Below are 20,264 nucleotides of genomic sequence, written 5' to 3' on the forward strand. Positions count from 1 at the left end.
AAGTCCAATCTACAGAAAAACTTCGAGTGAGAATGCAATCTTGGCCAATTTTTTGTCGATCGGACTTCAGTCCGTTAAGCGTTAAGCGTTAAGCAAACGATTAACCCCGTAGAGCCAAAAAACCTAGCGCTAATAACTTAACACTAAAAACCTACCACTAAAAAACATCACTTTTGACTTGAAAATTTTTTAACAACAGCTACATCTAGAAAAAGTTAATTCAATTAAATTTCAAGCAGTTATTTGAGCTATAGTGGGACTATGTAAATAAATGCTTTTGTGTGAAATAAAATGACAAAGCCTCAGGTCTTTTACAACATGGCGACAAAACAAGTTAGATACGAAGCACTCGTTAAAGCATTACATGCAGATTTATATCGATATGGCTACTGGTTATGCCACGATAAGCATATTGCCGAAGACTTAGTGCAAGAAACATTTTTACGTGCATGGCGCGCGCTTGACTCGTTGAAAGACGAAAAGGCGGCAAAGTCATGGTTAATCACTATTTTGCGCAGAGAAAACGCTCGTCGTTTTGAGCGTAAGCGTTTTGACATGAGCGAATATGAAGAAGCCACTATTTCCGATGTCAAAGCCACCAGTAGCGAACAGGAAATTGAAAACTACTGGTTACGGGAAAAAATAGCAAAAATGCCTGAAGAATATCGTGAACCCTTAGTTTTACAGGTAATTGGTGGTTTCAGTGGTGAAGAAATTGCCGGCATCTTGTCACTCAATAAAAATACCGTGATGACACGATTATTTCGTGCACGCAATCAATTGAAAGAGGCCGTAGACGACGAGCCAAAATTAAGAGGTCTACACAATGGATGACTTAAAATTTAGACGCAGTATGCTAGCAGAGCCAAATAACCGTGATGATGCTATCAAGGCCGCGATTAAAAGTGATTCCGCAAAACAAAAATTTTCGCAAGAACTTGACACATTAGAACATAAAATCGCTCAAGCCATGCATATCCCCGTGCCTGAAGATTTAGCTAATAAGTTAATTTTACGCCAAACTTTTGCTAGCCATCAGCAACAAAAACGTAAAACACGTGTGCGTTTGTCGATGGCAGCATCTGTTGCACTGGTGATGGGCTTAACCGTTAACTTTATGATGTTTTCTAACACCTATAAAAACTTGGGTGACTATGCTATTGCGCATGTTAATTATGAAGCATCGCACTTCTCTAACAATGATCAACCAAGGGTAACACTGGCCTCATTAAATGAGAAAATGGCGACATTTAAGGGCAGTTTTGATAGTACCTTGGGTAACTTAATCTTCGCTGATTATTGTCGCTTTAATGGCAGTAACAGCCTGCATTTAGTGTTTCAAGGTCAATCAAGTCCGGTCAATATTTTTATTTTACCCGATGACAAAGACATTAAGTTTGTTGCTAATTTTGCTAATGATAAGTTACAAGGTCGGTCATTAAACTTTAATCATTCAAATATCATTGTAGTAGGAGATAAGAACGAGCCTATAAAGCAATGGCAAGAACGAGTGAGTGATCATATTACTTGGTCAATTTAGTCGTCAAACTGATACTCATGCCAATAAATCCTTTACCACTTAGCCAACTTAAAAAAACTTAGATTACAGGTTCGTCGTTTCAGACTGAACCTGAATACCTACATCCATGTGTTGATTGCTGCAGACATTGATAGCTTGCATCTGAGGCCAATTAGAGCGGTTACCCAAACTTCATCAAGATAATAGTTATGCTCGTTCACTCCTAATACGTTGCCCCAATGTTCTTCACCCTTTGTACATCAACGTACTAGTGTTGTGCCGCTATGAGTGGCTAATAACAAGCTTGTTAGCTCCTTATCAAATAGTAAATACCGCATATTAAGTCGCCTTTAAACTCGCTCTTATGCCGTTCCCTCGCGCTTCGATAACCGCCCATAGTTTTCTTGCATAGGTAGTCACTATACAAAATGCTATTTATTCTAAAAGCTCTGGCAAGCGCTAAGTGAGAGCTAACTTAATGGCTTGGGTTTAAATTCCACGATTTAACAATAGATAGAGATTAAAGCCGTCAGCTTAAAAAACTATTACTCAAAAAGAAAAATAACAAAAAAAAGCCGTTAACATGAATTAACGGCTTCTATAACTTACTTAAAACTACTTAAATTTTTTACTGACAGCTGACAGCTAATAACTTAAAACTCAAAGCTCTCTCTATCAGCTTATTTTAGTTTTTAGCTATAGTTAACTATGCTTAGCAACAACCTCATCAAATAACTTTTCGATTTCTGGTTGCTCTTTGGTTGTTAAGCGACTAACCAATACAATAGCGATACTTGCCATAATAAAGCCAGGTACAATTTCATACATCACGTCACTAAGATGCTGACCATTTAGCGTTATAGGCGCATATATCCACACTAAAACGGTAATAGCTCCGGTCAACATACCGGCTAATGCACCATGTCGATTCATTTTCTTCCAATACAAACTCATAATAACCAAGGGTCCAAATGCAGCACCGAAACCGGCCCAGGCATTACTGACTAAAGTTAATATTGAGCTTTCTCTATCGTAAGCAAGAAAAATAGCGACAATAGCTACCAAGGCAACTGATATTCGGCCAACCAAGACTAGTTGCTTTTCACTAGCGTTCTTATTCAAAAAGGCTTGATAAATATCGCCCGTTAATGAACTTGATGTCACCAATAATTGCGAAGAAATGGTGCTCATAATCGCCGCTAGAATCGCCGCAAGAATAAAGCCAGCGATAAGAGGGTGAAACAGTACCTGCCCTAATAAGATAAATATTGTTTCCGCATCATCAACTACCAAGCCTACTTTAGCCGCGTAAGCCACACCGGCAAGACCAGTAGCCATAGCACCACACAATGAAACGATCATCCAACTCATACCAATTCTTCTGGCTGCCGGTACATCTTCTACCGAACGAATAGCCATAAAGCGTACAATAATATGAGGCTGACCAAAATAACCTAATCCCCATGCCATGGCAGAAATTATGGTGATAACAGTGACACCACTAAATAAGTCTATGAAGGCAGGGTCGACCTTTTCAATAGCTTGCATCATAGCGTCAGTACCTCCAACATCAGAGATCGCGACAATGGGCACAAGCACCAAGGCAACAAACATAATACAGCCTTGTACAAAATCAGTCAGACTCACGGCTAAAAAACCACCAAAAAGTGTATAAAGTACAACAACACCCGCGGTAATGTATAAACCTACTTCATAGGTTAGGCCAAACGAACTTTCAAATAATTTACCACCGGCAACAATGCCTGAAGAAGTATATAAGGTAAAAAATAAAATAATAACAATCGAAGAAGTGATGCGAAGTGCGTGTGAGCTATCAGCAAAGCGATTTTCGAAAAAATCGGGCAAAGTAATCGAATCATTTGCCATCTCGGTATAAGTTCTTAATCTTGGTGCTACGATAAGGTAATTTAAATAAGCACCTAGGACTAAACCAAAAGAAATCCAAGCACTGCTCAAGCCTACTGTGAACATTAACCCGGGTACACCCATTAGCATCCAACCGCTCATGTCAGAGGCCCCGGCAGAAAGCGCTGTTACCCCAGGTCCTAAACTACGTCCCCCAAGCATAAAACCAGATACATCGCTAGTTGATTTTCTATAGGCATAAATACCTATTCCCAACATAACAACAAAGTATAGTGCCAATGAAATCATCGTTCCTACAGCCATTTAACCTCCGAAAAACATTATACCAATCGAACCAATTTATTTTATCACTTAACGGTCATTGATTTGTTTGGTATTAAAACTGTTCAAATATATAGCACATTGCTACTCAATTGAACGTGAACAACAATAATAGGCTTAGTTAATAATTGATTCCATGTTTTTCGTAAGTATTAACAATTATTTGTGTTATAAATGAATCAGCTAATGTGAAAATTAAGTTAACTAAACAATAATACTAAATAAAAAAACTAAAATTATTTTTTATAACATAGGATTAATTAGGAATTTGAATGTACTTTTACGCAGCTAGGCAGCCAATATTAGATATAGATAAAAATCTATTTGCCTACGAATTGTTGTTTCGCGATAGCATCATCAATGTTTTCCCCGATATTGATGGTGACGAAGCGACAACAAAAATTATTGAAGCCAGTAACTTTAATCTTGGCATTAGTGAATTTACTGGCAATAAACCTGCCTTTATTAATTTTACTTTAGAAACCCTCATTAAAGGTTATCCAGAAACATTAACACCAGAAGAAGTGGTTGTTGAAATTTTAGAGACCGTAAAGCCAGGTAAAAAGTTATTATCGATATGCAAAGATTTACATAAAAAAGGCTATACTATCGCGTTAGATGATTATATTCATCAATCTGTATGGCAGCACTTTTATCCTTTTATACACATCATTAAAATTGACTGGCAAATCACCACATTAGACACCATAGAAATTGTAAAAGCTGCCATTAAAGATTTTCCGCACATTAAATTGCTGGCAGAAAAAGTTGAAACCTACGAAGAATATAACCAAGCATTAGCGTTAGATTTTGAATTATTTCAAGGCTTCTTTTTCGCTAAGCCTGAGATGATAAAAACCAAAAGTCTATCGCCATCACAAATAGCAATGGCAGAACTCCTCTATGAAACCTCAAAAAAAGAGTTAGACCTTGCCAGTATTACATCAGTTTTTGAACGCGATGTTACTTTGTCCTACAAACTACTGCGTTATGCTAACTCAGCAATTTTCAAACGTCGCACTGATATTTCAACGATTAAACAAGCACTTGTTATATTAGGCTCAGCTGAATTAATACGTTTTCTGGGTTTAATGTTTGCAGCAAATATTAATCCTGATAAGCCATCTGAACTTATTAACGAGGCTATGATCCGAGCAAAATTTTGTGATTTAATGGCCAGTGAAATTAAATCACCACTAGATAGCTCAATTGCCTTTTTAACCGGTTTATTGTCGTTAATTGATGCCATTGTTGACGAAGACTTAGCCAATATTCTCACCAAGTTGCCACTAGCTCAAGAAATCAAAGACACGTTATTAACCCGTAAAGGTGATATGGCGGCCTTAATTATGCTGTTAGAGTTTATTGAACGAGCCGAGTGGTCAAAAACCAACATAGTCATGGCCAAGCTTGGCTTAAACAAAGCCACTGTCCTTAAAAGCTATAATCAAGCAATCGCTTGGGCAGATGAACAAAAACTTGCCAATTATTAGTCATCACTTAACAAAAATTTAAAGGCGTGGCATAGATAGCTGTCAGTAAAAATAGCGATCAGCTTTCAGTTAACTCTCTTTGGCACAAATGACGACTGAAAAAACAAGACTCAGCTGTAAATGGTTGATTGCCGATCACGTAAATCAACTGCTTAACAGCTGACGGACTGAAATCCGATCGACAAAACAACCGCCCAAGGTTGCATTATCACCTGTATTTTTTATGTAGGTTGGACTTTAGTCCATCGAGTTAAATGCAATTTAACTACCTGTGGCATAAATACTAATCAAGAATAAACAGTGTTTGGTTATTCAAAAAGGCTATTCAAAAATATCAGATTTTTAAAGACATATAAATATCCACGTCTTCTTCAGCGTTAAATTTAAGATAGTATTTAGATAAAATAGCCTCGTCAAAGCTTATAGACTTAAGTTGACGAGTATTGCTCTGCTATCCAATTTTGGTATGAGCCATCCATCACACTCTGCCACCAGGATTCATTATCTAAATACCAAGCAACCGTTTTAGCGATACCGGTTTCAAATGATTCTTTAGGTTGATAGCCTAACTCATTATTGGTTTTAGTCGCGTCAATAGCGTAACGACGGTCATGGCCAGGCCGGTCTTTGACATAAGTAATAAGTGATTCAGTATTTTGCTCAATGGCCGCTTTTGCATTCGGAAAACGTGTTGCTAAAGCTTTATTTTTAATAAATTCTTGTTCTACCAGTTTTGAAATGGTTTTAACAATATCAATATTTGCCCATTCATTATCGCCACCAATATTATAGTTTTCACCCACTCGACCATTTTGTAAGACTAAATCAATGCCATAAGCGTGGTCTTCAACGTATAGCCAGTCACGAATTTGTTGGCCATCACCATATATTGGCAAAGCTTTATTATGCAAAATGTTAGTAACCACTAAAGGAATAAGCTTTTCAGGAAAATGAAACGGCCCATAATTGTTTGAACAGTTACTCGTGGTAACATTTAAACCATAAGTATGGTGATAAGCACGTACCAAATGATCACTTGCCGCTTTGCTGGCAGAATAAGGCGAATTGGGGGCGTAAGCAGTATCTTCTGTAAAAGCAGGATCGGTCGCTAAAAGCGTGCCGTACACTTCGTCTGTAGACACATGATGAAACCTATGTCCTTCAAGAATACTTTTGCCGTCTAACCAAACTTTTTTCGCCGCTTTAAGTAAGCTATACGTACCCATAATATTGGTTTCAATAAAAGCATCAGGGCCAGTAATTGAGCGGTCAACATGAGATTCTGCCGCAAAATGCACCAAGGTATCAATACCCTGTTCAATCAGTAGTGCTTCAACTAACGCTTGGTCGCAAATATTGCCATGCACAAAAGTGAAGTTTCCTTCATCCTTTACACTATCTAAATTAGCCATATTGCCGGCATACGTTAGTGCATCAAGTACAACAACTTTATCGGCTGGATACTTTGCCATCCAGTAGTGTACGAAGTTAGCCCCTATAAAACCTGCACCACCTGTAACTAATAATTTTTTCATAACAACTCTCTAAAAAATTTGATATATAAGCGCTTAACACTCAGCAATACATAATAAATAAACAATAAATTAAGACTGCTCTGCTTTTAACGCATGCATCATAGTGGCCAACTGTGCTTGCCAGTGAACAAACGAAAGCTCAGGCAAGGCAAACATTAAACTGCTCTTATCTAACACACTATAATGTGGCCGTTTGGCCGGCGTTGGGTATTGGGCAGTGGTTATCGGTTTGATGGGTATTTTTTTAGTTAATAAACCCAGTTCATAGCCCATATTTTGAATAGCGACAGCAAAATCAAACCAACTAGCAACACCCGTATCGGTATAGTGATGAATACCTGTGATATTGTGCGTTAAGCTTGCAATACAAGCTGCAGCCAAGCCCTTCGCGTAAGTAGGCGACCCTATCTGGTCACTAATAATGCCAAGTTCAGGCTTGGTATTCATTAAGTTCAGCATAGTTTTTACAAAGTTATTACCGTGTGTTGAATACACCCAAGACGTGCGAATAATGGTGCTTCGCTCTGGGTAAACCTGGGTAATTAACTGCTCACCTTGGGCTTTACTCGCGCCATAAATCCCTAAAGGCCGTATTTCATCCTCAGGTAAATAAGGCGCGCCTTTATCACCATGAAAAACAAAGTCTGTCGATATATGCACAAAAGACACAGATAAAATTTTACACGCCTGCGCTAAATTACCTACCGCTTTGGCATTAAGGGCATAGGCATTTTCAACATCACTTTCAGCCTTATCTACGCCGGTATAGGCAGAAGCATTTATAACACCTGCAGCTTTATGCAGCTGTAAACTATGAGTGATTGCTGCAATATTTTGCAAGTCAATATCATTGCGCCCTAAACAGAGTATTTCATGCTCAGGAGATGAAAGCTGACTTAACTCCCAAGCTAATTGACCCGACTTGCCTATAACAATTATTTTCATGGTTTTATCTGACGTTACCTATATAAAGAAGTAAACGAAGCAGTAAACGCGGGGGCATCTTTAAACAACAACCCCACTTCATCTTTTGCGGCTAACACAGGCGCTTTACCATCAACCAGCGGCCACTGAATATTTAACGCTGGATCATTCCACAATAGTGATACTTCATGCTCTGGCGCATAATAATCTGTGCATTTATAAACAAACTCTGCTGACTCACTCATAACATAGAAACCATGGGCAAAACCTTCAGGTACCCATAGTTGACGCTTATTTTCACCAGAAAGCACCACGGCGACATGCTGACCGAAAGTAGCCGACGATTTACGCATATCAACCGCAACATCATAAACCTCACCTGAGGTAACACGTACTAACTTACCTTGAGTATTTTTCAGTTGGTAATGCAAGCCGCGCAAAATACCATGGCTCGATTTACTGTGGTTGTCTTGTACGAAAGCATGTTCAGAGCAATGCTCATTAAACGTATCAACACGGAAGGTTTCCATAAAAAAACCACGTTCATCACCAAATACTTTCGGTTCAATAATTTTAACGTCGGCTATTTTAGTATCAATATAATTCATAAAATCCCATCAAAACTTCAAAATCAACTTATGTAGGGGCGAATTCATTCGCCGTGGCAAAACCTAATTATGAATCCAAAAAGCGACTAAAGTCGCCCCTACAAGGAGATAAAATAAAAACCAAAAGCTCTTTTGTTAAAAACCTCATTCCCTTCTCATTGTTTCCTTCCTGTCAAAAATAAAAGCATATCTCACAGGGATAAATGAAGGAGAACAGCAGGAGAAAAACGCTTTAAAATACCCGCTCTTCAATCAGCTTGATCAAATATTCGCCATAGCCACTTTTAAGTAAAGGCTGGGCAATTTCACGCAGCTTTGCTTCAGTTAACCAACCATTACGAAAGGCAACCTCTTCAGGGCAGTTAACCTTTAAACCCTGGCGCTTATCAATAGTAGCAATAAACTGTGCTGCAGCGAGTAGGTCGTCATGCGTACCGGTATCAAGCCAAGCCGTGCCACGGCCCATAATTTCGACCTTCAATTCACCCGCTTGCAAATACTGCTCAATCACATCAGTAATCTCTAATTCACCGCGCGCTGAAGGCTTAACATTTTTAGCTAATTGCACTACGCGAGCATCAAAAAAGTACAAACCAGGTACCGCATAATTTGACTTAGCCACTTGAGGTTTTTCTTCAACAGATATTGCCGTTCCGTTCGCGTCAAACTCCACCACACCATATGATCTTGGATTCGACACATGGTAGCCAAATACAGTACCACCACTTAATTGTGCATTAGCATTTTTAAGTGACTTGACCAAATCGTGGCCATAAAACATATTGTCACCAAGTACTAAAGCCGCCGCAGAGCCATTAAGAAAATCTTCAGCTAATATAAAGGCTTGGGCTAAACCATCTGGGCTAGGTTGAATTTTATAAGAGAGGGTAATACCAAAATTTGAGCCATCACCTAATAGTTCTTCAAAACGATGGGTTTCTTCTGGTGTTGATATGATGAGTATTTCTTGGATACCTGCTTGCATTAGTGTCGCAAGTGGATAATAAACCATAGGTTTATCGTAAACAGGCATCAGCTGCTTACTAACAACTTTCGTGAGTGGGTAAAGTCGTGTGCCACTGCCGCCGGCTAAAATTATTCCTTTATGCATAAATCGTCCTTGTTTATAATAAATTCAGTACAGTAATTATTGTGCTTTAAAAACATGACCTAAAGTTGCATTATCACCCATAGGCTATATCTAGCTTGACTTTAGTCCATCAAACTTAAATACAGCTGTCAATAAAATAGCCATTAGCTCTCAGTTATTCATCTGCCAAGCGTACTAATATCTACTTGGTTTTACTGAAAGCTGACAGCTGATAGCTAAGAGCTTCACTTCTAGCTAACAGCTTCACTTCTAGCTAACAGCTTCACTTCTAGCTAAGAGCTTCACGTCGAATTAAAATCAGTAGCTTAGCTATTAAAAATTAACTATTCAAAACCATTGGGGTTTTTAGACTGCCAGCGCCAAGTATCTGTAATCATAGTAGCTAAATCAAGTTTTGCATGCCAGTCGAGTAAGGTTTTCGCAACACTTGCATCAGCGTAAACGGTGCCAATATCACCGGCTCGGCGTGGCGCAATGTTATAAGGGATATCTTGTCCTGAAATCTCTTGAAAGGTGTTAACAATCTCTAACACCGAGGTACCATTACCTGTGCCTAAATTAATCGGTACACAGCCTTTAATGTCACTTAATGCCGCTAACGCTTTAACATGCCCTTGGGCCAAGTCTACTACATGAATATAATCTCTAACGCCTGTGCCATCGGGGGTCTGATAATCGTCACCAAAAACTTGTAATTGCGCTAATCGGCCAACAGCCACTTGTGACACGTAAGGCAATAAATTGTTCGGAATACCATTAGGGTTTTCACCAATAAGACCCGATTCGTGTGCGCCAATCGGATTAAAATAACGTAAACAGGCGATTGACCATTGCTCATCACTGCGTGCGAGATCAAAGAGGATATTTTCGATCATCAGTTTGGTTTGACCATAAGGATTGGTCGCAGACGTTGGCATAGTTTCATCAAGTGGCGAGGGATTATTTTCACCATACACAGTTGCTGATGAACTAAACACTAAGTTTTTAACGTTATGCTCTGCCATAACTTGCAACAGTGTTACCGAACCAGAGACATTATTATGATAATAACTTAATGGCAAAACACTCGACTCACCCACAGCTTTTAAACCGGCAAAGTGCACTACAGCTTCAATGTCATGTTGCTCAAATACTTGCTTTAGTGCTTGGCGATCACAAATATCAGCTTGAATAAAGGTTACCGACTTGTCTGTTATTTGTTTAATACGGTCCAGCACTAATGTTGAAGAGTTTGATAAATTATCAACAATAACAATGTCTTTATCTAGCGCCAGTAATTCAATAACGGTATGGCTACCAATAAAACCCGTTCCGCCTGTGATCAACAAACTCATCTTTAAATCCTTATAAGGTTAATGCTATTTATTTTTGAATACCCGAAAGTAAACTATTGATAATATTTTGACACCAACGCAATGAATTTACCAAGTTTTTCTTTTGGTAGTTGATTGATGCCCGCCGCGGCCGCTCGACCACCACCGGTGTCAAATTGTGCACAAAGTTCACCAGCGCCCACTTTATTATTAATAGGGGCACGAAGGCTTACCGTGTAACTCGCATCAATATTTAAGGTGATCACCGCATGCGCTTTATCAGGCTCCTGATTGGCTAATTCATTACCATAAACCCCACTGACTCTGCGCGACCAAGCGGCATCTTCAAGCTCAATGAGCTGCAAAGCTGCATCATCATGCAATACGCTCGCCTGTTTAGCTTGTGCCATATCGCTTAAGTAGGCTTGCTCAAGAATGGCAAAAATAGAGTTGGCTTCGTTAATCAAGGTAAAGGGGTCTGGATAACCCAATAAAGTAGTAAATAAAACATCAGGGGCAATATGTAAATCATCAACCGTGCGACCGTAGCCGTTATAGTTAATATAAATCCCTAAATTTTTCAGCTGTGTTTTTTCGTTATCTGACAAACCAGCTTGCTGCGCTAACTGCTCGGCCGCTGTTAACATATTATCGCCAAAAGCCCCAACAATAGCCCATAAAGCATATTTGCCAGTTAAATATTGATTGACCAATAAACAGGTGCAAGTATTGGCGTCAATATCTATAATTTTATCTAAATGCGCAGAGGTCGGTATTTCACCCGTGCGATGATGATCTACATAAAACACCTCAACATTATTGGCAAGCAAGGCCTCTAAAGCGACAATGTTTTTTTCCATAGAAATATCAAGCACGGTAACAGAAGTTGCCTGGTCTACAGGTACTTGCTGTAATAATTGAATGTCGCGTTTAACGCCAGTGATCAGTGTTGAGGCTTTCGGTTGAGCCAAGCGCAGTTGTAACAAGGCAATAATGCCATCAGCATCGCCATTAAAAACATCATAATGCATGCAAAAATCTCCTATATAAATTGTTTACCGATAAAGTTAGCATAAGTTACTTGTAAGTTTGATCTAGCTTGGATTTTAGTCCATCGGGTTAATCGCCGGCTATCAATCATGTTAATCGCCTGCTGAGAGTTGACGGACTAAAGTCCGACCTACATAAACAATCGCCCAAGGCTACATTATCACCCGTAGGTTTTATGTGGGCTATTGTAGGATGGACTTTAGTCCATCAAGTTAAATGAAATTTAACCGTCTTTGGCATCAATGCGAACGACAAAACAGTACCTTTTTCAGATTTTTTTTGGTCCATTACGTTAATGGCTCGCTATATAGTTGACGGACTGAAGTCTGACCTACAAAACAATCATCGAAATCTACATTGTCACCCGTAGGCTTGATTTAGGTTGGACTTTAGTCCATCGGTTAAATGAAATTTAACCGTATTCGGCATCAATGCCAATTGAAAAAATAATACCCGCTGCAAGTGTTTGCTAGCCCATCGCGTTAATCGCCTGCTAATGGTTGTCCGACTAAAGTCCGACCTACATCAACAATTGCCCAACGTTACATTGTCACCCGTAGGATCAATCAGTGATTAAGCCTTGCTTGATCAGATAATCAACCACTTGCTGCGCACATTGTTCAATACTGTTATTAGCCGTGTCGATATGAATGGCCGGGTTTTCAGGCGCTTCGTAAGTAGAGTCTATACCGGTAAAATCTTTAATCTCACCTGCTCGTGCTTTTTTATATAAGCCTTTTGGGTCACGTTGTTCGCAGACAGCGATCGGAGTATCAATAAATACTTCAATAAATTCTCCGTTCTCAAGCTTGTTGGCTGCCATGGCACGATCAGCGGCAAAAGGAGATATAAACGCGGTTGAGACAATTAAACCAGCATCTACAAACAGTTTGGCCACTTCACTAATACGGCGAATGTTTTCAACTCTCTCTTCATCACTAAAGCCCAAGTCACCATTTAAGCCATGGCGAACATTGTCACCATCAAGTAAATAACTATGACAATGGCGTTGAAAAAGTAAAGCATCAACCGCATTGGCAATGGTTGATTTACCTGAGCCACTAAGCCCTGTGTACCATAACAAACAAGCTTTTTGCTTTTTGATATCAGCGCGTTGTGTTTTGCTTACTTGTTGAGTGTGCCAAACGGTATTTTCAGTTTTCATATTATTCCAGTTAAATTATTTACATAGCTGTAAGCTAAAAAAGCTTTAAGCTATCAGTTCAAAGCTGTCAGTAAAAACACAACCAAACGCCCAACTAATCTCTGATCTTTATTTTTTTACTGACAGCTGACAGCTTTAAACTAAACGCTTCTCTTTTATTTTGATCTTAAAACGGAAAAACCACCGGTATCAAGATTAACACCACTACACTATAAGTCAGTGTTATCGGCCAACCAAATTTAATAAAGTCAGTAATTTTATAATTGCCGGCATTAAACACCATAATATTGGTTTGATAACCATAAGGGCTAATAAAACTGCCACTAGCGCCAAAGGCTACCGCCATCACTAAGGGTAAAGGGCTAACACCTAAGCCAATGGCAATATTATAAGCTACCGGAAACACTAAAGCCGCCGCGGCGCTGTTGGTAATAACTTCGGTCAATATTAAGGTAATGAAAAATATCACCACCATAGCGATTATGGCACTTTCACCTGCCAGTAATTGCTCAATTTCATGAGCAAAAATGCCTGCGACACCGCTATGCTCAAACGCTTGCGCTAAGGTTAATGCACCCAGCACAATGAGCCAAATTTCAATCGGGAATCGGCGCTTAATTTCATTCACCGTTAAACAACCAGTTAAAATCAATAACGCTAGATAAAACATTAGGCTCGACAACAAACTTATCGTAGTCACCATGGTCAGCGCAATAGCAATAATAAAGCCAAAAATAGCTAAAGAGTCACGCCAGCCTGACAGCATATCATCGGGTTTATGACCAGAAAGAATAAAAAAGTTTTTCGTTAAATTAGTGCGCGCGCAAAAATCGGAGCCAACCGCTAAGACTAAAAAGTCACCCGCTTGCACTTTTATATCACCGAGTTTGCCAGAAAGCGACGTGCCCTCTCGGCGAATAGCGACAACGGCGGCATCAAATCTTGCCCTAAACCCTGCTGTTTTTAAGGTTTTACCTACAATAGCAGAATCAGGTTTAATCAATACTTCGGTTAAGTTTTCCCGTAACAAACCCTTTTGCTCAGCAAACAAAGTTAAGCCATCAAATTGCTGCAAAACTAAAACTTTGCTGATGTCACCACTAAAAATGAGTCTGTCATTTGGCTCTATTACTTCATCTGGCGTTACCGGGGAAATAAGCCGCCCGTAGCGTACTAACTCGACCAAAAATAAAGTGTCTAAATTTCTTAAGCCATTATCTTCAATGCTTTTTCCAATAAGTTTGGAGTTAGATTTTACTTGTGCTTCAACCAGATATTCCTTATCACCTAACTGCTCGTTTGGCGTGTCAGCTAACGTATGTTGACGCAGTAATATAATCAATAAACAAGCAACCAGTGCAGCACCACCCACGAGCGTAAAGTCAAAAAAACCTAAACTTTGTTGACCTTGTTCTAGCCATAGCGAATTAACAATTAAGTTAGTTGAAGTACCAATTAAGGTTAAAGTGCCACCAAGAATAGCGGCGAATGACAAGGGTAAGAGCAATTTACCAGGATTGACCACAGTATTTTTTTTCACTACCGAAATTAATGTAGCGACCACCGCCGTATTACTGATCAATGCCGAACTCAAAGCGGTAAATACAAGCGTTCTAAAACTTGCCGTAGACGCTTTACCATTGAGCATTAACGCTGATATACGCCTTAAAATACTGGTGCGTTCGTAAGCAAAAGAACATAACACCAATAATAATAACGTCACTAAACCAGGATTTACCGCATTGCTGAGAATGTCGTCAGTGCTAACAAATGACGCCGCTAAACACAGTAACGTTGTACTACCAAAAACGCGCTCGGGTTTGTTTGGGAAAAAAACCAGCCCAATCAGCGTTAATGCAAATATTGCGACCAGTAGCCACTGCGTATACAACATAATGTAAACCTAATCCAAGTTCTAACTACTGTTCGAAAAGTAAATATCGTAAAATTATAAAAAATTGCCCAACACTACATCATCACCCGTAGGCTCTATGTAGGTTGGACTTTAGTCCATCAGGTTAAATGAAATCTAACCGTCTTCGCATACATGCGAATGACAAAATAATGCCCGTTGCAGATGTTTTGTGGCCCATTACGTTAATGGCTCGCTATACAGTTGACGGACTAAAGTCCGACCTACAAAAATCACAAAAAAACGCCAACGCTACATTATCACCCGTAGGCGCTTGTAGGTTGAAGTTTAGTCCATCAGGTTAAATGAAATTTAACCGTCTTCGCATACATGCGAACGACAAAAAAATGCCCGTTGCAGATAACTTTGGCCCATCAGGTTAATAGCCCGCTATACAGTTGACGGACTAAAGTCCGACCTACAAAAAAATCGCCCAAGGCTACATTATCACCCGTAGGCTCTTAACGGTTGGACTGAAGCCCGACCTTTCAGTTAAAAAATAAATACCAACCTACAGTGATCACTATGCCTTAAACTTATTTTTTAACTTATAACTAAATTTTAACTGAAAGCTGACAGCTTAAAACTGACAGCTAACCTGCTATTTCTATTTCAATAAATCGCGTGCGCCCCAATGTGGGAAGTGCTTGCGAACTAAAGTGTTAAGTTCTTGCTCAAACGCTGAGTACTGATGATCTTGCTTCGCTTCAAGTGCGCCGTTAATCATACCCGCACCCACAGTAACATTACTCAATCGGTCAATAATAATAAAAGCACCCGTCGCTGGATTATCACCATAAGCATCAAAATGTAACGCTTCAGCTACTTCAAGTTGAGCAACTCCAATTTCATTTAACGCTAATTGGTCAACAGGAAATTTCTCCAAGGTATTAACATCAATGCGGTGATCAATTTTTATTGCGTGCCCTGTGGTGAGCTTACTGCCGTGCTTAATGTAGTATTCACGGCCTGGTTCTAGTTCGTCTTCATGCATCCAAACAATAGTCGCACTTAGCTCTTTAGCCGAAGTAGGAATACTGCCCTTTTTAACAATCATTTCGCCGCGACTGATGTCAATTTCATCTTCAAGGGTCAAAGTAACCGCCATACCGTGATCGGCGCGATCAATGTTGCCTTCAAAAGTTACAATTGATTTAATCTTACTTTGCTTACCTGATGGCAAGGCAACAATTTCATCACCAACGCGAATATGTCCTGAACCCACTGTGCCAGCAAAACCTCTAAAATCAAGATTAGGACGGTTAACATACTGTACTTGCAAACGAAATTGGGTAAAGTGTTTTTGATCATCTACCTTAATAGTATTTAATAACTTCATTAACGTAGCACCTGGATACCAAGGCATCTTAGTACTTTCGTCAACAACATTGTCACCATTAAGCGCTGAAATTGGCACAAAACGCACATCTTCAAAAGCTAAGTCATCGGCAAATTTACGGTAATCTTTTTTAATCTCTTGATATCGGTCTTGGCTATAATCAACCAGGTCCATTTTGTTAACCGCCACTAAAACATGCTTAATGCCTAACAAAGAACAAATATAAGAATGACGACGAGTTTGCACTTGCACGCCGTGGCGAGCATCAATCAAAATAATGGCCAGATCACAGGTTGAAGCGCCCGTAGCCATATTGCGGGTGTATTGTTCATGGCCTGGAGTATCGGCAATAATAAACTTACGTTTGTCAGTAGCAAAATAGCGATAAGCAACATCAATAGTAATGCCCTGCTCTCGCTCTGACTGCAAGCCGTCAACGAGCAAGGCTAGGTCAATAGCTTCACCGGTAGTGCCTGATTTTTTACTGTCGTTTTTAATCGCCGCTAATTGATCTTCAAAGATCATTTTTGAATCGTGTAATAACCGGCCAATTAATGTGCTTTTGCCATCATCAACGCTACCACAAGTAAAAAAGCGCACCATTTCTTTGTTTTCATGCTGCTTCAAATAAGCTTCAATATCGGTTTCAAGTAAGTCTTCTGTATGACTCATGTTTTTTCCTTGGAAATCTCTACTCGACAAATTGTCGATTTAATTAAAATGCTAACACCGTAAAATAAACTGAAATAAGATGACGAAGTTTTAAAAATAACCTTCCATCTTTTTCTTCTCCATTGAGCCTGCCGAATCGTGGTCAATCACACGGCCTTGGCGCTCAGAGGTTTTGGTTAATAGCATTTCTTGAATAATTTCAGGTAAGGTGGTTGCGGTTGACTCAACAGCGCCGGTTAACGGATAACAACCTAAGGTTCTAAAGCGCACACTTTTCATTTGCACCACTTCGTCTTTACCAATAGGCATACGGTCGTCGTCAACCATGATTAGAGTACCATCACGTTCAACTACCGGGCGTTTTTCGGCTAAATAAAGTGGCACAATTTTAATGCCTTCTAAATAGATGTATTGCCAAATATCAAGCTCGGTCCAATTTGATAATGGAAAAACACGAATGCTTTCGCCTTTATTCACTTTGCCGTTATAAATGTTCCACAACTCAGGACGTTGGCTTTTAGGATCCCAACGATGATTTTTATCACGAAATGAATACACACGTTCTTTCGCACGCGATTTTTCTTCGTCACGTCGAGCGCCACCAAAAGCGGCATCAAAACCATATTTATCAAGGGCTTGTTTTAAGCCTTGAGTTTTCATTATATCGGTATGCTTAGCACTACCATGCTCAAACGGACTAATATTCATCGCCATACCTTCGGCATTTTTATGCACGAGTAAATCAAAGCCATGTTCTTTCGCCATTTCATCGCGAAAGGCAATCATTTCTTTGAATTTCCAGTTGGTATCAACATGTAATAGTGGAAAAGGTATTTTTCCAGGAGCAAAGGCTTTTCGCGCAAGATGAAGTAGCACGGCGGAGTCTTTACCAACCGAGTAAAGCATCACAGGATTATCAAATTCTGCGGCAACTTCGCGCATGATATGAATAGATTCGGCTTCTAACTTTTGTAAATGGGTTAATTGCATTGCTGACCACTAATGTTGGCATGATATTATTGATTATCATCATGCCACAGCAGCAAATCATTATCCATATAACTAAAAGCTTGTTTATACCAAAAAAGTATAAAGAGAAAGGAAGATTAAGCTTCTTATTCTAAAAATATAACCTACGCCAATTCAGTTAAGTAACTGAAATAAGTAACAGGGCTAAGTGACTACCTAATGGTAAGTGAGGAACAATAATCCAGCGCACATGGTTATTGCTCCAGACTAAACATAAGTAGCTAGATCGACGTAAAAGCATTTACTAATGCCGTGGAGCAATGTTCTTACATAAGTGTAAGTCATTAGAGTAATGCAGGAGCAATTACCGAGGTGGCTAGGAACGGCCCTGTAGGCACATGTTTATTGTTCCAGACTAAACATAAGTACCTACATCGCTTAGCCACGCAAATATTGTAGATTTAAACCAGCTTAAAATAATCGATTATTTATTTCAAATAGCAGTAGTTAAGTTACTTTTATAACGACGAATTAATGCCAGCGACGAGGCAGAAAGCTTTTCGCTGTCAATATCGCTCATCGGCTGCGCCATCACATTAAGTACTTCTTTGCCAAGTTGCTTACCTAATTCAACACCCCATTGGTCGTATGAGTTTATCTGCCAAATTACGCCTTGAACAAATATTTTATGCTCATACAGCGCTAATAAAGCGCCAAGGGAGTGGGGAGCTAACTGCTGCATTAAAATAGTATTACTTGGGGTATTACCTTTCATGGTTTTATGAGTAGCGAGCCTACTCGCTTCAGCCTCACTAGCGCCAGCATCCAACATTTCTGCTTTCGCTTGGGCCAAGGTTTTACCTTGCATTAAGGCTTCACTCTGAGCGAAACAATTAGCCACTAAAGCGTCATGATTAGCCAAGTGTTTACTAGTTGGGGCAAGAGAGAGAATAAAATCCGTTGGAATAATATCGGCACTTTGATGCATTAATTGCATAAAGGCATGTTGGCCATTCGTACCTTCCTGACCAAAAACCACGGGAGCGGTTAAATAATTAAGCGTTTTACCGGTAATAGAAACCGACTTACCATTACTTTCCATATCGGTTTGCTGCAAATAACCCGGTAAAGCTCTCAGCGCATGGTTATAAGGTAAAATAGCTAAACTAGCGTAACCTAAAGCATTTCGATTCCAAATACCGAGCAAAGCCATCATTACCGGCATATTCTGCTCAAACGGTGCGCTTTTAAAATGCTCGTCCATGGCATAAGCACCGGCTTTTAACGCGTTGAAATGACTATTACCAATAATCAATGCCAGTGGCAACCCCACCGCTGACCATAAAGAAAACCGGCCACCAACCCAATCCCACATCGGCAAAATATTATCGGCATTAAGTCCAAACGCTGTTGCCGCCTCAATATTACTACTAACCGCATACCAATGTTGAGCAATAACCTCTGCAGGTGAATAATGAGGTTCAGCCAAAGCATTAAGCATCCAAGCTTTAACAACAACTGCATTAAGCAGGGTTTCTTGCGTAGTAAAGGTTTTAGAAATTACCACCACGAGCGTGGTTGCGGCATTAAGTTTAGCAAATTTTTCTTGCGCGGCATCGCCATCAACATTAGCCAGCACATGCGCTTTCAAACCTGACTGATGGTAAGGCACAAGTGCCGACAAGGCCACCTTAACACCGTAATAAGAGCCGCCAATGCCGATAGCAAGAATATCAGTAAACTTTTCACCAGTAACCGAACACACCTTACCTGAGTGCACATCATCAACAATGGCGGCCATTTTGGCTTCGGTGCTAATAACCTCATTGGCTTGCGCGCCTAACACATCAAGCTTAACCGAGTCAGGCGCACGTAATACCGTATGCAAAACAGCGCGTTGTTCGGTAGTGTTGATCTTTTCACCCGAAAACTGCGCTGATATTTTACCCGCAAGATCAACCTGTTCAGCCAAGGTAAATAGTGGCGTAAACTCACTATCAACAATGTTTTGCTTAGCATAATCTAAGAACAAACCCGCGGCCGAAATCGTATAATTTTCACTGCGCTCATGATCGGAAAATAATGAAAAAATATTACGAGTTAATGCCAGTTCAGTAAACTGCGATAAATTAGTTACGTCCATATACCTATACTTTTAATAAATGAGTGTTAATAAAGAAAAATGCTAATACGCCCGATGGACTAGAGTTCAACCTACATAGAGCCTACAGATAACACCATAAAATTTTTAAGTTTATCTTTTGTAGCTCGGACTTTAGTCCGTCAACCACTCAGCAAGCAATTACTGTGATAGTTAAAATCCAAAAAATAAGCACTAATGCCAGCCATTGGCTAAAGAGCCATCAAACCTGATGGACTAAAGTCCAACCTACAGAGAACCTACATAGAGCCTACAGATAACACCAAAAATTTTGCAGCTTATCTT

Annotated in this window: 15 protein-coding genes; 3 read left to right on the forward strand and 12 right to left on the reverse strand. The window is 39.7% G+C overall.

Annotation, left to right across the window (positions count from 1 at the left end; translation table 11 throughout):
- Nucleotides 1–318: 318 nt before the first annotated feature.
- Both H4J41_RS10025 and H4J41_RS10030 read left to right on the forward strand, forming a co-directional pair.
- Nucleotides 319–834 (forward strand): sigma-70 family RNA polymerase sigma factor, encoded by a 516-nt coding sequence (locus H4J41_RS10025; RefSeq protein WP_259364503.1) that lies wholly within the window; start codon nt 319–321, stop codon nt 832–834.
- Nucleotides 827–1,540 carry a DUF3379 family protein gene (locus tag H4J41_RS10030; RefSeq protein WP_182138281.1) on the forward strand — a complete coding sequence of 238 codons (714 nt, stop codon included), beginning with the start codon at nt 827–829 and terminating at the stop codon, nt 1,538–1,540. The genes H4J41_RS10025 and H4J41_RS10030 overlap by 8 nt, the downstream gene beginning before the upstream one ends.
- Before the next feature lie 681 nt (nt 1,541–2,221).
- Here the strand turns inward: H4J41_RS10030 and putP are convergent.
- Entirely contained in the window at nt 2,222–3,709 is a 1,488-nt protein-coding gene (gene putP, locus H4J41_RS10035; protein ID WP_182138280.1) for a sodium/proline symporter PutP, read from the reverse strand.
- 290 nt (nt 3,710–3,999) lie between these two features.
- Here putP and H4J41_RS10040 point away from each other — a divergent pair, with 290 nt between their 5' ends.
- A complete protein-coding gene (locus H4J41_RS10040; protein ID WP_182138279.1) occupies nt 4,000–5,220 on the forward strand; it encodes an EAL and HDOD domain-containing protein in 1,221 nt (406 codons plus the stop codon).
- A 428-nt stretch (nt 5,221–5,648) separates the two neighbouring features.
- Here H4J41_RS10040 and rfbB read toward each other — a convergent pair whose 3' ends face one another.
- The 11 genes from rfbB to pgi form a co-directional block, all read right to left on the reverse strand.
- Nucleotides 5,649–6,755 (reverse strand): dTDP-glucose 4,6-dehydratase, encoded by a 1,107-nt coding sequence (gene rfbB / locus H4J41_RS10045; RefSeq protein ID WP_182138278.1) that lies wholly within the window; start codon nt 6,753–6,755, stop codon nt 5,649–5,651.
- Between the two features lie 69 nt (nt 6,756–6,824).
- A complete protein-coding gene (rfbD, locus tag H4J41_RS10050; protein WP_182138277.1) occupies nt 6,825–7,700 on the reverse strand; it encodes a dTDP-4-dehydrorhamnose reductase in 876 nt (291 codons plus the stop codon).
- Between the two features lie 14 nt (nt 7,701–7,714).
- Complete coding sequence (rfbC, locus tag H4J41_RS10055; RefSeq protein WP_182138276.1) at nt 7,715–8,287, reverse strand: dTDP-4-dehydrorhamnose 3,5-epimerase; 573 nt, start codon at nt 8,285–8,287, stop codon at nt 7,715–7,717.
- Between the two features lie 232 nt (nt 8,288–8,519).
- Complete coding sequence (rfbA, locus tag H4J41_RS10060) at nt 8,520–9,398, reverse strand: glucose-1-phosphate thymidylyltransferase RfbA (protein WP_182138275.1); 879 nt, start codon at nt 9,396–9,398, stop codon at nt 8,520–8,522.
- Between the two features lie 323 nt (nt 9,399–9,721).
- Complete coding sequence (gene galE / locus H4J41_RS10065) at nt 9,722–10,732, reverse strand: UDP-glucose 4-epimerase GalE (RefSeq protein ID WP_182138274.1); 1,011 nt, start codon at nt 10,730–10,732, stop codon at nt 9,722–9,724.
- Between the two features lie 53 nt (nt 10,733–10,785).
- Nucleotides 10,786–11,742, reverse strand: coding sequence for a DHHA1 domain-containing protein (locus H4J41_RS10070; RefSeq protein WP_182138273.1), 957 nt, complete (start codon nt 11,740–11,742; stop codon nt 10,786–10,788).
- A gap of 581 nt (nt 11,743–12,323) precedes the next feature.
- A complete protein-coding gene (cysC, locus tag H4J41_RS10075; RefSeq protein WP_182138272.1) occupies nt 12,324–12,926 on the reverse strand; it encodes an adenylyl-sulfate kinase in 603 nt (200 codons plus the stop codon).
- A 166-nt stretch (nt 12,927–13,092) separates the two neighbouring features.
- Nucleotides 13,093–14,820: an SLC13 family permease gene (locus tag H4J41_RS10080; RefSeq protein ID WP_182138271.1), complete on the reverse strand. Its 1,728-nt coding sequence runs from the start codon at nt 14,818–14,820 to the stop codon at nt 13,093–13,095.
- Between the two features lie 625 nt (nt 14,821–15,445).
- Complete coding sequence (gene cysN / locus H4J41_RS10085) at nt 15,446–16,849, reverse strand: sulfate adenylyltransferase subunit CysN (RefSeq protein ID WP_182138270.1); 1,404 nt, start codon at nt 16,847–16,849, stop codon at nt 15,446–15,448.
- 90 nt (nt 16,850–16,939) lie between these two features.
- Entirely contained in the window at nt 16,940–17,839 is a 900-nt protein-coding gene (gene cysD, locus H4J41_RS10090; RefSeq protein WP_182138269.1) for a sulfate adenylyltransferase subunit CysD, read from the reverse strand.
- A gap of 472 nt (nt 17,840–18,311) precedes the next feature.
- On the reverse strand, nt 18,312–19,961 hold the full coding sequence (pgi, locus tag H4J41_RS10095; RefSeq protein ID WP_182138268.1) for a glucose-6-phosphate isomerase: 1,650 nt from the start codon (nt 19,959–19,961) through the stop codon (nt 18,312–18,314).
- Between the last annotated feature and the right edge of the window lie 303 nt (nt 19,962–20,264).

This window comes from Colwellia sp. MB3u-45, from assembly GCF_014077005.1.
In the GTDB taxonomy this organism is placed as follows: Bacteria; Pseudomonadota; Gammaproteobacteria; order Enterobacterales; family Alteromonadaceae; genus Cognaticolwellia.

Excerpts from the sequence above, each read along its gene's own strand:
- H4J41_RS10025 (WP_259364503.1), top strand. The coding sequence starts at position 319 with ATGGCGACAAAACAAGTTAGATACGAAGCACTCGTTAAAGCATTACAT.
- H4J41_RS10030 (WP_182138281.1), top strand. The coding sequence starts at position 827 with ATGGATGACTTAAAATTTAGACGCAGTATGCTAGCAGAGCCAAATAAC.
- putP (WP_182138280.1), bottom strand. The coding sequence starts at position 3,709 with ATGGCTGTAGGAACGATGATTTCATTGGCACTATACTTTGTTGTTATG.
- H4J41_RS10040 (WP_182138279.1), top strand. The coding sequence starts at position 4,000 with ATGTACTTTTACGCAGCTAGGCAGCCAATATTAGATATAGATAAAAAT.
- rfbB (WP_182138278.1), bottom strand. The coding sequence starts at position 6,755 with ATGAAAAAATTATTAGTTACAGGTGGTGCAGGTTTTATAGGGGCTAAC.
- rfbD (WP_182138277.1), bottom strand. The coding sequence starts at position 7,700 with ATGAAAATAATTGTTATAGGCAAGTCGGGTCAATTAGCTTGGGAGTTA.
- rfbC (WP_182138276.1), bottom strand. The coding sequence starts at position 8,287 with ATGAATTATATTGATACTAAAATAGCCGACGTTAAAATTATTGAACCG.
- rfbA (WP_182138275.1), bottom strand. The coding sequence starts at position 9,398 with ATGCATAAAGGAATAATTTTAGCCGGCGGCAGTGGCACACGACTTTAC.
- galE (WP_182138274.1), bottom strand. The coding sequence starts at position 10,732 with ATGAGTTTGTTGATCACAGGCGGAACGGGTTTTATTGGTAGCCATACC.
- H4J41_RS10070 (WP_182138273.1), bottom strand. The coding sequence starts at position 11,742 with ATGCATTATGATGTTTTTAATGGCGATGCTGATGGCATTATTGCCTTG.
- cysC (WP_182138272.1), bottom strand. The coding sequence starts at position 12,926 with ATGAAAACTGAAAATACCGTTTGGCACACTCAACAAGTAAGCAAAACA.
- H4J41_RS10080 (WP_182138271.1), bottom strand. The coding sequence starts at position 14,820 with ATGTTGTATACGCAGTGGCTACTGGTCGCAATATTTGCATTAACGCTG.
- cysN (WP_182138270.1), bottom strand. The coding sequence starts at position 16,849 with ATGAGTCATACAGAAGACTTACTTGAAACCGATATTGAAGCTTATTTG.
- cysD (WP_182138269.1), bottom strand. The coding sequence starts at position 17,839 with ATGCAATTAACCCATTTACAAAAGTTAGAAGCCGAATCTATTCATATC.
- pgi (WP_182138268.1), bottom strand. The coding sequence starts at position 19,961 with ATGGACGTAACTAATTTATCGCAGTTTACTGAACTGGCATTAACTCGT.